General features: G+C 33.6%; 14 protein-coding genes. All 14 read left to right on the top strand.

Annotated elements, in window-relative coordinates; translation table 11 throughout:
- Positions 1-10: 10 nt before the first annotated feature.
- The 14 genes from mnmA to BUB32_RS04535 all read left to right on the top strand — a co-directional run bounded on the left by mnmA (position 11) and on the right by BUB32_RS04535 (position 13213).
- Entirely contained in the window at positions 11-1105 is a 1095-nt protein-coding gene (mnmA, locus tag BUB32_RS04595) for a tRNA 2-thiouridine(34) synthase MnmA (protein ID WP_072967883.1), read from the top strand.
- Positions 1106-1191: 86 nt separating this feature from the next.
- Positions 1192-1353 carry a hypothetical protein gene (locus tag BUB32_RS12945; RefSeq protein ID WP_200773849.1) on the top strand — a complete coding sequence of 54 codons (162 nt, stop codon included), beginning with the start codon at positions 1192-1194 and terminating at the stop codon, positions 1351-1353.
- A 17-nt stretch (positions 1354-1370) separates the two neighbouring features.
- Positions 1371-2396: an AI-2E family transporter gene (locus BUB32_RS04590; RefSeq protein ID WP_072967856.1), complete on the top strand. Its 1026-nt coding sequence runs from the start codon at positions 1371-1373 to the stop codon at positions 2394-2396.
- A gap of 113 nt (positions 2397-2509) precedes the next feature.
- Entirely contained in the window at positions 2510-5143 is a 2634-nt protein-coding gene (alaS, locus tag BUB32_RS04585; protein ID WP_072967854.1) for an alanine--tRNA ligase, read from the top strand.
- 77 nt (positions 5144-5220) lie between these two features.
- Positions 5221-5478: an IreB family regulatory phosphoprotein gene (locus BUB32_RS04580; protein WP_072967852.1), complete on the top strand. Its 258-nt coding sequence runs from the start codon at positions 5221-5223 to the stop codon at positions 5476-5478.
- 346 nt (positions 5479-5824) lie between these two features.
- On the top strand, positions 5825-6244 hold the full coding sequence (gene ruvX, locus BUB32_RS04575; protein WP_072967850.1) for a Holliday junction resolvase RuvX: 420 nt from the start codon (positions 5825-5827) through the stop codon (positions 6242-6244).
- Positions 6245-6323: 79 nt separating this feature from the next.
- Positions 6324-6611: a DUF1292 domain-containing protein gene (locus BUB32_RS04570; RefSeq protein WP_003869798.1), complete on the top strand. Its 288-nt coding sequence runs from the start codon at positions 6324-6326 to the stop codon at positions 6609-6611.
- Between the two features lie 224 nt (positions 6612-6835).
- Entirely contained in the window at positions 6836-7276 is a 441-nt protein-coding gene (locus BUB32_RS04565; RefSeq protein ID WP_003868472.1) for a Fur family transcriptional regulator, read from the top strand.
- Positions 7277-7439: 163 nt separating this feature from the next.
- Positions 7440-9104 carry a ribonuclease J gene (locus BUB32_RS04560; RefSeq protein WP_084726979.1) on the top strand — a complete coding sequence of 555 codons (1665 nt, stop codon included), beginning with the start codon at positions 7440-7442 and terminating at the stop codon, positions 9102-9104.
- A 17-nt stretch (positions 9105-9121) separates the two neighbouring features.
- On the top strand, positions 9122-9451 hold the full coding sequence (locus BUB32_RS04555; protein ID WP_072967846.1) for a YlbF family regulator: 330 nt from the start codon (positions 9122-9124) through the stop codon (positions 9449-9451).
- A complete protein-coding gene (locus BUB32_RS04550; RefSeq protein WP_072967844.1) occupies positions 9452-9922 on the top strand; it encodes a QueT transporter family protein in 471 nt (156 codons plus the stop codon).
- Positions 9923-10286: 364 nt separating this feature from the next.
- Positions 10287-11342, top strand: coding sequence for an endolytic transglycosylase MltG (mltG, locus tag BUB32_RS04545; RefSeq protein ID WP_072967842.1), 1056 nt, complete (start codon positions 10287-10289; stop codon positions 11340-11342).
- A gap of 12 nt (positions 11343-11354) precedes the next feature.
- A complete protein-coding gene (locus BUB32_RS04540; RefSeq protein ID WP_072967840.1) occupies positions 11355-11993 on the top strand; it encodes an O-methyltransferase in 639 nt (212 codons plus the stop codon).
- Between the two features lie 2 nt (positions 11994-11995).
- Positions 11996-13213, top strand: a complete 1218-nt coding sequence (locus BUB32_RS04535) for a peptidase U32 family protein (protein WP_072967832.1) — start codon at positions 11996-11998, stop codon at positions 13211-13213.
- The last annotated feature ends 10 nt before the right edge of the window (positions 13214-13223 follow it).

Below are 13223 nucleotides of genomic sequence, written 5' to 3'. Positions count from 1 at the left end.
TATATATAATATGGAGATAAGCAATAGAGTAGTAATTGGAATGAGTGGAGGAGTAGATAGCTCTGTAGCTGCATATCTTTTAAAAAAAGAAGGATTTGATGTTATAGGCCTTACAATGAAAGTATGGGTAGACCATGAAGCTAAAGCTTTTGATAGCAATAAGAACTGTTGTTCTTTAAGAGCTATACAAGATGCAAAAAAAGTTGCAGAAATGTTGTTAATACCTCATTACACAGTTGATTTTAGTGAAGTCTTTTACGATAAAATAGTAAATTATTTTGTCAATGAATATTTAAAAGGAAGGACTCCTAATCCTTGTGTATTATGTAATAGGCAAATAAAATTTGGAGAGCTTCTTGAGAAAGCATTTGAGTTGGGAGCTTATTACATTGCTACAGGCCATTATGTCAGAAAAGACTATGATGAAAAAACAAAAAGATATTTATTAAAAAAAGGTATAGATTCTTATAAAGATCAAAGCTATGTCTTATATCATTTGACACAGAAGCAGTTAGAGCATGCTCTTTTCCCTTTAGGAAATTACAAAAAAGAAGAAATAAGAGCTTTGGCAGAGGAGTTAAAGCTACCTGTTGCTAAAAAGCCAGAAAGTCAAGAAATTTGTTTTATCCCAGATAATGATTACAGCGGATTTATAAAAAGGCAAGTTAAAGATGAGATAAAGCCAGGAGAATTTAGAGATGTTTACGGTAAATTTTTAGGGTATCATAAGGGAATAATACACTATACAATTGGTCAGAGAAGAGGATTGGGTTTATCTTCTGATAGACCTTTATACGTCGTGGATATAGATGTGAAAAACAATGTGGTTGTTGTTGGACATCAAGAAGATGTGTGGGGAGAGGAGCTTATATCCTCAAATAACAATTTTATTTCCATTAAAAAACTAGAAAAGGAAATGAAGGTAACTGCAAAAATACGCTATACAGCTAAAGAAGAAGAGGCTATAATAAAGCCATATGAAGAAGATAAAGTATTAGTAAAATTTTTAAAACCTCAAAGAGCTATAACTCCAGGACAATCAGTTGTCTTTTACGATAAAGATGTAGTAGTAGGAGGAGGAATAATTGAGAAAAAGGTGAGATAGTGCACACAAAAAGTGTGCATTTTTTATTTTAAAGAGGGAAATCTATAAAAAGCAGAAACTTTTTTAGATTTCAAAGGAGGGCTTTTATGAATAGAGACAAATATATAAAGGGATTTTTGGCAGGAATAGTAGCTGCTGCATATATAATTCCCAAAATAGATATGAAAAAATATAGACGTTATAAAGATATGATAGAAAAAAATATAACAAAAATATGGCGTACAATGAACAAAATAAAAGTTAGATAAATTTTTCAGGTGATAAAATGCAAGTTAAAAAAGTGTATCTAATTTTTTTAATCATTGGTACAATAGGTTTATTATATTTTTTTATAAAGAATTGGGTGAGTATTAAAAATATACTTTCCCCTTTTTTTGTTTCCGCCTTAATAGCCTATTTATTAAATCCAATGGTAAAATTTTTTAATTCAAAGGGTTTTTCTAGTTTTTTGTCTATTCTTCTAGTGTTTTTAATTGTTGCTTTGGTAATACTATTTTTTTCTTTTTACATTCTCCCTTTGTTGATAAATGAAATGGTTATTTTTGTAAAAATGATACCTTTCTATACTGAAGAACTACAAAAAATTTTGCTTCAACTAAAATTTAACTATTTTTCTTATTTACCACCTCAATTTGAAAAAGTTTTAGATAAAAATTTGAATGTCCTAAATAATCTTTTTGCCTCCCGTGTCGATATGGCTTTTAAATCTGCTGTTGCAATATTAAAAGATATTATAGATGTGATAATTGTACCGATTATTACTTTTTATCTTTTAAAGGATAAAAATTTGTTTAAAAAAGAAATTGAAAAAGTAATTCCTGCCAAATATCATGGTAGTTTCTCCATTATTTTAAAAAAAATAGACAAAATTTTGAGTAAATACATAAGAGCACAAATATATCTTTCTATCTTTGTTGCTATTTTTACAAGTATAGGCCTTTCTCTAATTAAAGTTAAATATGCTTTTTTAATAGGAATATTGGCAGGAATATTAAATATAATTCCCTACCTAGGCCCTATCTTGTCAATTATTCCTGCCGTTTTAATAGGGCTCCTTGATTCTTTATCTAAAGGCTTTTGGGCTTTATTTATGTGTCTTTTAGTGCAACAAATAGAAAATGTCTTTATAACACCTAAAATAATTAGTGATAGTGTAGGACTTCATCCAATTACAGTGATTTTTTCATTGATTGCAGGGGAAGAACTTTTTGGCGTCTGGGGACTTTTATTATCTGTGCCTGTTGTGGCAATAGGGAAAGTTATTGTAACAGAAATTTTTATTGAGAAATAAACCAGTTATTGACTTGCTATGTTCAATCTTGTATAATATACTCAAAAAAGAGCGGGTAAAAGCCCGTCCCCAAATTTGGGACGGTTTTTATTGTATCAAGAAGGAGGATTTTTATGGAAAAACTCGGAATGAACGAAATTAGAGAAAAATTTTTAAGCTTTTTTGAAAGCAAAGGGCATCTCAGACTACCAAGTTTTTCTCTAATTCCTAAAAATGATAAAAGTTTATTATTAATTAATTCTGGGATGGCTCCTTTAAAACCCTATTTTACAGGAAAAGAAACTCCCCCCAGCAAACGAGTAATTACTTGCCAAAGATGTATAAGGACTCCGGATATTGAAAGAGTGGGTAAAACAGCACGTCACGGTACTTTTTTTGAAATGTTGGGTAACTTTTCTTTTGGTGATTATTTCAAAAAAGAAGCTATTCCGTGGGCCTGGGAATTTGTAACAGAAATTTTGAAGTTGCCAGTTGACAGGTTATGGGTATCAATTTATGAGGAAGACGATGAAGCATTTGAGATTTGGAATAAAATAGTTGGATTACCTCCTGAAAGAATTGTAAGGATGGGAAAAGAAGATAATTTCTGGGAGATTGGCACAGGACCTTGTGGCCCCTCTTCAGAGATTTATTTTGATAGAGGTGAAGAAAAAGGCTGTGGGAAACCTACTTGTGGAGTTGGATGCGATTGCGATAGGTTTATTGAATTTTGGAATTTAGTTTTTACTCAGTTCAATAAGGATGAACAAGGAAATTATCATAGGCTTCCTAATCCAAATATTGACACAGGCATGGGGCTTGAGAGAATAGCGACAATAATGCAGGAAGTCGACAGTATATTTGATGTAGATGTAATAAGAGGCATAACTAATTTTGTATCTAAGATTGCGGAAGTAGAGTATGGAAAAGATGCAGAAAAAGATGTGTCTTTGAGAGTTATCACTGACCATATAAGAGGGATAACTTTCATGATATCAGATGGAATTCTGCCTTCTAATGAAGGAAGAGGCTATGTTTTGAGAAGGCTTTTAAGAAGGGCTGCGAGGCACGGTAAATTGCTGGGGATAAACGATACCTTCTTGTATAAAGTGGTAGATTCAGTTGTAGAAAATTATGGAGAGGCATATCCTGAAATAATTGAGAGAAAGGACTATATAAAGCGAATAATCAAACTGGAAGAAGAAAGATTTAAGGAGACAATAGATCAAGGACTTACAATTTTACAAGATTATATAAACGAACTAAAAGTACAAGGGAAGACCATATTAGAAGGTTCTAGGGCTTTTAAACTATATGATACCTATGGGTTTCCATTGGATTTAACAAAAGAAATTTTGCAAGAAGCTGGCATTACTGTTGATGAAGAAGGATATACAAGGGAGCTGGAGAAACAAAGGATAAGAGCGAGGAGTAGCAGAAAAGAAGATAATAGTTTGTGGGAACAAGACATATATTCTACTTTAGGAGATGTTAAGACAAAATTTGTGGGATATGATACTTATGAAAGCAATTCAAAAGTTTTGGCTATTGTAAAAGATGAAGAGCTTGTTGAGGAAGCAGAAGCGGGAGATGGTGTGAGTATCATACTAGATGTTACTCCTTTCTATGCTGAAAGTGGTGGGCAGATAGGAGACAAGGGAATTCTAGAGAATGAAAATGCTTTGATAAAAGTAAAAGACTGTAAAAAAGTAGGAGATAAGTTTATACACATTGGAACAATTGAAAGAGGTTTAATTTCAGTAGGAGATGAAGTAAAAGCTCAAATTGATGTGGTAAGTCGAAGGAATGCTGCAAGAAACCACACTGCAACTCATCTTCTTCATAAAGCCCTAAAGGAGATATTAGGAGACCATGTGCATCAGGCTGGTTCTCTTGTGGCTGATGATCGATTAAGATTTGATTTTTCACATTATCAAGCGGTGACTAAAGAAGAGTTAAAGCAAATAGAAAATAGGGTTAATGAAAAGATATACCAAAGTTTAAATGTGCATATTGAAGAAAAAACTTATGATGAAGCAGTAAAAGAAGGAGCTGTTGCATTATTTACAGAAAAGTACGGGGATAAAGTAAGGGTTGTAAAAATTGACGATTACAGCATGGAACTTTGCGGTGGAACTCATGTTAAAAATACTAACGAAATAGGGATTTTTAAGATTCTATCTGAAACTGCAGTTGGTGCAGGTTTAAGAAGAATTGAAGCTTTAACAGGATTGGCCGCAATAAAATATTTAGAGGAAAAAGAAGAGATATTAAAAGAGGCTTCTGATTTATTAAAATCCCAAGATAAAGAGATAATTTCAAAAATTGGGAGTTTACAGCAAGTTTTAAAGACAAAGGATAAAGAGATAGAACAATTAAAAATAAAAATGGCTTCTATTTTGGCAAATAGCTTAATCAATTCTGCTATTTCATTAGATGGTATAAAAGTAGTGGTTTCAAAGGTTGAAGATTATGATAGTGAGGCTTTGAAGGTATTGGGAGATATTTTAAAAGATAAATTAAAAACTGCAGTAATAGTATTAGCATCTTCTGCCCCTGAAAAAGCCATATTTGTCGGTATGGCTACTAAAGATGTTGTTCAAAAAGGAATAAATATAGGAGCTGTTATTAAAGAGGTGTGCAAAGTATCTGAAGGAAATGGCGGTGGAAGACCAGACATGGCTCAAGGAACAGGCAAAAATCCATTTAAGGTGGAGGAAGCGTTAAACAAAGCAATAGAAATTGTAAAAGAACAGTTAAAAAATTGAGAAAAGCTTGACTAGCCAAGTAAATATAGGTTATTATAAAGTTGATGGTAGTTAAATGTATCTAGAGGTGATATATTATGGTAGATAAAAACGAACAAACTCAAAGGTATCACGTTACAACTGATAGAAAAACTGTTAAAGAGATATTGACAGCAGTGTATGAAGCACTTTCTGAAAAAGGTTATAATCCAATTAATCAAATAGTAGGTTATATATTGTCTGGGGACCCTACTTATATAACCAGCCATAAAAATGCGAGAAATTTGATAAGAAAAATTGAAAGAGATGAATTAGTAGAAGAACTTTTGAGAGAGTATTTGTCTTCCCCAAAATAAGAAAAATGAAATTGCCTCACACAAAGTGAGGCAATCAGACTGTAGACAAACTTTCGTAAAGGAGATATTTTGCAATCGGTGCGACTTGTTACAAAGCGATAACAAAACTTAGCAAGACAGAGGGCGGAGGCAGGGACGAAGCCACGGATGGCGGAGGCGGGCACCTTAAGGCATGGATGCCGATTGTGCCCGGTACCCTGCCGGAGCCTGAAGGTCGAGCTTTAGTTTTGTCGCTTTGGAACATCGGAACGACGATGCAAAATATCTCCTTTGAAAATTTTTTAACTTTGTCAACAAACTGATTTCCTCACACAAAGTGAGGCAATTTTAGAATGGAGAGATTTTTTTGAGGATTATGAGTTTAGATGTTGGGGATAAAACAATCGGGGTCGCTATAAGTGACTTATCAGGCACAATTGCACAGGGACTTACTACTATTAAAAGAAGTAGTAACAAAAAAGACTTTGAGAGAATAAAACAAATAATAAATAAATATGAAGTGGGAATGATAATTGTAGGATTACCTAAGAATATGAGTGGGACTTTGGGACCACAAGGACAAAAAGTTGTGAGATTTGTTGAACGCTTGAGGGAAGCTATTAATATACCAATAATATTATGGGATGAAAGGCTTACTACAGTAGAAGCGGAGAGAGTTTTAATAGAAAGTGCTGATATAAGTAGGGCAAAGAGAAAAGAAGTAATTGATAAGCTGGCTGCAGTTCTTATACTTCAGAACTACTTAGATTCACAAAAAAATAAATAAATTTTTATTAAAAACTTGACAGTCTTTTTGGTATGTTATACAATTACATTATCTTGAAGTAGAATTGAGGTGAAATAGTATGGAACCAGAAATCATTCAGTTAATCGACGAGCACGGCCATGAAGTAGACTTCGAACTTGTAGCATCATTTGACCTTGACGATACCAGGTATGCAGTTGTGGTCCCTGTCGATGGTGATGGAGAAGATGCTTACATCTTGAGAGTGGAACAAGATGAAAATGGCAATGATATTTTTGTAGGGATTGAAGACGAAGACGAGTTCAACGATGCTGTCGAAGCATACAATGAGTTGATGGAAGAGTATGAAGAATATTATGATGATGAAGATTTTGACGATGAAGAGTAAATTAAAATTAGAATGAAATTAATTAAGGTATACCGCTTTGGTATATCTTAATTTTATATATCCTCAAAATTTGATTTCTATGTAAAAGAGGAATAAGATTCTCAATTGAAATATCTTTCTCTAATATAAAGTTTGATATTTGCTAAAAAATCAAAAAAGTGTTTGACAATTGAAAATGAATATCATAAACTAATAGTAGTTGATATTATTTGGCGGTGATTTAGATGAATGAAATTGAAAAATTTAAAGAAAAATTAAAAGATAAAGGATATAAGTTGACAACTCAAAGGCGTGTGATATTGGACGTTATTATGGAAAATAGGGATAAACATCTTTCATCTGAGGAAATATATGACCTTGTAAGGTTAAAATATCCTGAAATAGGGCTTGCTACGGTTTACAGGACCCTTCAGTTATTTGAGGAATTAGGTATTGTTTATAAATTAAATTTTGACGATGGTCGAAATAGATACGAGCTATATCATAATGAAAACCATCAGCATCATCATCTTATTTGTTTGAAATGTGGAGCAGTTATAGAAATGGAAGGAGACCTTTTGGAGAATTTAGAAGAGGCAATAGAAAAAACTAAAGATTTTGAAATAATAGATCACAACGTGAAATTCTTTGGTTATTGTAGCAAATGTAGGAAGAGTTATAATTAAATTAGCTTTTATTTGAGAAATAATTTACATTAACAGGGTTGAAGTATCCTTTCAAATAAAGTATAATTTATATTAACTGGTGTAAGGTACGGGTAAGTGTTTTTGGGTTTTTGGGGGAAAATAAAATTAAAGCTAAAAATATCTAATGAAAGGAGATAAGTATTTGGCACACAAGGCAAAACTCAAAATAATACCGTTGGGCGGGTTAAATGAGATCGGCAAAAACATGACGGTTTTTGAATTCGGAAATGACATTATAGTTGTGGATTGCGGTCTTGCTTTTCCAGATGATGAAATGTTGGGAATAGACCTTGTCATTCCCGACATTACTTATTTATTGAAAAATCGGGAAAAAGTAAGAGCAATTGTTTTAACTCATGGTCACGAAGACCATATTGGGGCATTACCCTATGTCTTAAAACAACTTAATGTTCCTGTGTATGGGACTCGTCTGACTATAGGTTTAGTAGAATATAAGTTAAAAGAACAGGGTATTTTAAAAGATAGTAAATTGATAACAGTGAAGCCGAGAGAGATTGTCGAAATTGGTCAGTTTAAAGTGGAGTTTGTAAGAACTTCTCATAGTATTGCAGATTCTGCGGCTTTAGCTATTCATACTCCTGTTGGGACGGTTTTCCACTCGGGAGATTTCAAAATAGACTTTACTCCTATAGGGGGAGAAATACCAGACTTACACCGCTTTGCCCAGTTAGGGGAAAAAGGGGTACTTGTGATGTTGTGCGATAGTACTAATATTGAAAGACCGGGTTATACCATGTCAGAAAGGACAGTAGGAGAAACTTTTGACAATCTATTCAGGAAAGCAGAACAGCGAATTATAGTGGCAACTTTTGCTTCTAACATCCACAGAGTACAACAAATTATAGATTCTGCTCACAAGTACGGAAGAAAGGTTGCTATTTCAGGCAGAAGCATGTTAAATGTAGTTAATGTAGCGATGGAATTAGGCTATTTAATTGTTCCTGATGGCCTTTTGATTGATATTGATGAAGCCAATAAATTGCCTCATGATAAAGTTGTCATTATAACGACAGGCAGCCAAGGGGAACCTATGTCAGCTCTTACCAGAATGGCTTCTTCTGAGCATAAAAAAGTAGAGATTGTACCAGGAGATACAGTGATAATTTCTGCTTCTGCTATTCCGGGAAATGAAAAACTTATTTCTCGCGTCATCAACCAATTATTTAAAAAAGGTGCCAATGTAATTTATGAAGCATTGGCAGATATTCACGTATCAGGTCACGCCTGTCAAGAAGAGATTAAGCTACTTAATACATTAATAAAACCTAAATTCTTCATTCCTGTTCATGGTGAATACAGACATTTAGTTCAGCATGCTAAGCTTGCAGAGACTTTGGGAATGCCTCCTCAAAATATCTTTGTGGTAGATAATGGAACAGTGTTAGAGTTTACAAAAAATTCCGGAAGAATTGCGGGGACAGTAACAGCTGGCAAAGTCTTAGTAGATGGCTTGGGAGTTGGGGATGTGGGGAATATTGTTTTAAGAGATAGAAAACATTTGGCTCAAGATGGCTTGTTAGTAGTAGTAGTTACTATTTCTAAAGAGACTGGAGGAATTATAGCGGGTCCCGACATAATTTCGAGAGGATTTGTATATGTGAGAGAATCGGAGGATTTAATGGAGGAATCCAAAAATATTGTCAGAGATGTGTTATCAAAGTGTGAGAAAGAGGAAATTAGCGAATGGGCTACTATAAAATCAATGATAAAAGACAATTTAAGCAGCTTCTTATATGAAAAAACTAAGAGAAACCCTATGATATTGCCAATCATAATGGAAATTTAACCAGGAGGCTCTTAAATATGAATGTCTACGATAAAGCTTATGAACTGGCTAATGCTATAAGACAGTTGCCAGAATACAAAGCTTTAAAAGAGGCATATCAAAAAATAAATGAAAATGAGCAAAATAAGAAAATGTTAGAAGATTTTAGAAAAAAACAATTAGAAATACAAGCTAAAGAGTTAGCAGGGGAAAAAATAGATCCTAAAGAAAAAGAAGTGTTAGAAAAGCTATGGGAGATATTAAATCTTAATCCTGAGATAAGTTCTTACTTGTCTCTAGAGTATACTCTTGGCAAGATAATGGATGATATACTAAAAATAATCATGGAACCGATGGAGATGAAGTAGATGAAAAGAATAGATACTAAGTACATTGTAAAAGCAGGAGTCATTGCAGCCATTTACTTTGTTGTTACTATTCTTTTAGGGAGTGTTTCTTATGGCCCTATTCAATTTAGAATATCTGAATCTTTAGTTGTATTACCCATGGTAGAGCCGGCAGCAATATGGGGGGTTTTTATAGGATGCTTATTAGCCAATATAGGAAGCCCTTTTGGACTTCTCGATATTTTAGGTGGAAGTTTAGTGACATTACTTGCTGCGTACCTTACATCAAGGACTAATATCTTTTACAAAGGTATATTGCCTCCTATAATATTAAATGCCATTATTGTTTCAATATGGGTAAGTTATTTCACGAAAATGCCCTATTATCTTGTAGCTTTATATATCGCTTTAAGTGAAGCTATTGTGACAGGTGTATTTGGGTATGTAGTGGTTACAGTATATAAAAGATTAAAAGATAAGTATTCTTTATAAAAACAGGTAAGCGGAAAGCTTACTTCAGTTTGTTGACAAAGTTAAAAAATTTTAAAAGGAGATATTTTGCATCGTCGTTCCGATGTTCCAAAGCGACAAAACTAAAGCTCGACCTTCGGACTCCGGCAGGGTACCGGGCACAATCGGCCTCCATGCCTTAAGGTGCCCGCCTCCGCCATCCGTGGCTTCGGCCCTGCCTCCGCCCTCTGTCTTGCTAAGTTTTGTTATCGCTTTGTAACAAGTCGCACCGATTGCAAAATATCTCCTTTACGAAAGTTTGTCTAAGTCTGAGGTAAGCGGAAAGCTTACTTATTTTTAATTAATTATATAATTTAGATATACCTACCCAAGGGAGAGAAATGTAATGAATAATGTCGAATACAAAAGAAAAAGCAGATATGCTGTGGTAGTAGTAACTATACTTTTTTTCTTTTTTTCTGCTTTTGTATACTATCAAAGTCTTTTTCAACCAGTAACTACTACAAGTGATGCACCTCAAAAGATTGTAAATATTCCCAAAGGGTATTCTACCGTACAAATAGCCAAGGTATTAAAAGAGAATAATTTAATTAAGAATGAATGGTTTTTTATATGGAGAGCAAAAGTTTTAGGTACTGATGGAAAATTACAAGCAGGAAAATACCTTTTAAGCCCTAACATGAGTACTGATCAAATAATCAGGAAAATATTTGCAGGTAAAGCACAAGAGGAGACAATAAAAGTGACGATTCCAGAAGGATATACTGTTAAAGATATAGCCGATAAGTTATCGCAATTAGGATTAGTAAATAAAGATAAATTTTTAGAAGTTGCACAAAGAGATACTTTTAACTATGATTTTTTTAAAGATATACCTAAAGATAGACCGAGTAGATTAGAAGGGTACCTTTTTCCCGATACTTATCAAATACCTGTAGAGGCTGGCGAAAAAGAAATAATAAATATTATGCTTAACAGGTTTCAACAAGTTTATAATAGTACTATAAAGGATAATGCGAAATATGTAGGAATGACACCTGATCAAATTGTGATAATAGCTTCTATGATAGAAAAAGAAGCTGTGGTAGATAAAGATAGACCTTTAATTGCAGGTGTTATATACAACCGTTTAAAAAAACATATGAAACTACAAATAGATGCCACTGTACAATATGCATTAGGGGAACACAAGGATAAACTTTTGTACAAAGATTTGGAGGTAGATTCCCCTTACAATACCTACCAACACTATGGACTTCCTATAGGTCCCATTTGCAATCCTGGACTTAAATCTATTAAAGCAGCTCTTTTTCCAGCTAAGCATGACTTTTACTATTATGTTGCAAAGAAAGATGGGTCTCATATTTTCAGTATAACTTATGAAGACCATTTAAAAGCTCAGAAAGAAATTGAAGCAAATGAAAATAATAATACTAAATGAAAGGGTTGAGCTATGGAAATAACTCCAAATGATATAAAATTTGTAAGAGGGATAACTCATAAATTTGGATATCCTTTAGATGAGATAGAGAAATATGCCTACGAAAATTATATCCCTATTGCGAAACCGGAGGTCGCTGATTTTTTAAGTTTTATTGTGAAGCTAAAAAAGCCTAACAATATATTAGAGATAGGTACCGCTATTGGCTATTCTACTATAATAATGGCAAAAGCTTATTCAGAAGTTAGTGTAGTTACTATTGAAAGGGATATAAATTTGGCTGAAATAGCTAAAGAAAATTTTAAGAAAGCAAAAGTAGAAGATAGAATCGAGCTTATTTGTGGAGAAGCACAACAAGTTCTTCCAAATTTAACTAAGATGTACGATTTGATTTTTGTAGATGCGGCGAAAGGGCAATATATAGAATTTTACAAAGAGCTGAAAAGACTTTTAAGCAAAGAGGGCGTAATCTTGTGGGACAATATTTTGTATAAGGGATATGTTGTAAATGAGAAAAATGTAAAACATAAGAGAAGAACTATTGTGTACAGAATGAGAGAATTTATAGAAATATTATATCAAGATAAAACTTTGTACACGGTAATTTTGCCTTTAGGAGACGGATTAGCGGTAAGCTTTAAGGAGGAATAATCATGTTAGAGCTTTTGGCACCGGTTGGAGATTTGGAAAGGTTAAAAATAGCTATAAATTACGGAGCAGATGCGGTATATTTTGGAGGGAAACATTATAGTTTAAGGGCTTCTGTTGGTTTGACCCTTGAAGAGATAAAAGAGGCAATAAAGTATGTGAGGAAAAGTGGAAAAAAAGCATATATTACTATAAATATCTTTCCCCACAATGAGGATTTGGAAGGATTGCCTGAATACATTAAATCAGTCGTTGACCTTGGCATAGATGCTATTATTCTTTCTGACCCAGGGATTTTTTCTATTGTAAAAGAAGTAGCTCCTGAAGTAGATGTTCATATAAGTACGCAAGCAAATAATGTGAATTATAAAAGTGCTCTGTTTTGGCATAATTTAGGTGCAAAAAGAATAATTCTGGCAAGGGAACTATCTTTAAAGGAAATAAAAGAAATAAGAGAGAAAACACCAAAAACTTTAGAATTAGAGGCATTTGTCCATGGAGCTATGTGCATTTCTTACTCAGGAAGGTGCCTTTTAAGTAATTACCTTACAGGAAGAGATTCTAATAAAGGAGAATGTGCACAACCTTGCCGGTGGAAATATTATCTTGTAGAAGAAAAAAGGCCAGGAGAGTATATGCCCATTTTCGAAGATGAAAGGGGCACATATATTATGAATTCTAAAGACCTATGCATGATAGAGTACATTCCGGAACTTGTTGAGGCTGGAGTTACAAGCTTTAAAATTGAGGGAAGAAACAAGAGTGCTTACTATGTTGCTGTAGTGACAAGGGCTTACAGAAAGGCGATTGACGATTACCTTGAAAAAGGAAGAGATTATGTTTTTGACAAAAAACTTCTTGAAGAGGTTGCTAAAGCAAGTCACAGAGGATTTACCACGGGGTTTTATTTTGGCAAACCAGGTCCTGATGCTCAAAATTATGAGTCTTCAAAATATATCCGGACTCATGATTTTGTAGGAATTGTAAAAGAATATGACCCAAACAGGGGAATTGCTGTTGTAGAGCAAAGAAATAGGATGTTTGTGGGAGATAAAATTGAGATTATGGGTCCTAAAGTAGAGTTTGAGCAGCAAATTGAAAAAATGTGGGATGAAGAAGGAAATGAGATTGAGGTAGCTCCCCATCCTCAAATGATAGTAAAAATTCCTGTAAAGTATCCTGTAGAAGAATTTTTTATACTGCGTCGAGAAATTAAAAATTAGGTTAAAACTT

The sequence above is a fragment of the Thermoanaerobacter uzonensis DSM 18761 genome (assembly GCF_900129115.1).
Lineage (GTDB): Bacteria > Bacillota > Thermoanaerobacteria > Thermoanaerobacterales > Thermoanaerobacteraceae > Thermoanaerobacter > Thermoanaerobacter uzonensis.
The sequence above is the reverse complement of the archived record's forward strand: the minus strand, read 5'-3'. Positions and strand labels throughout refer to the sequence as shown.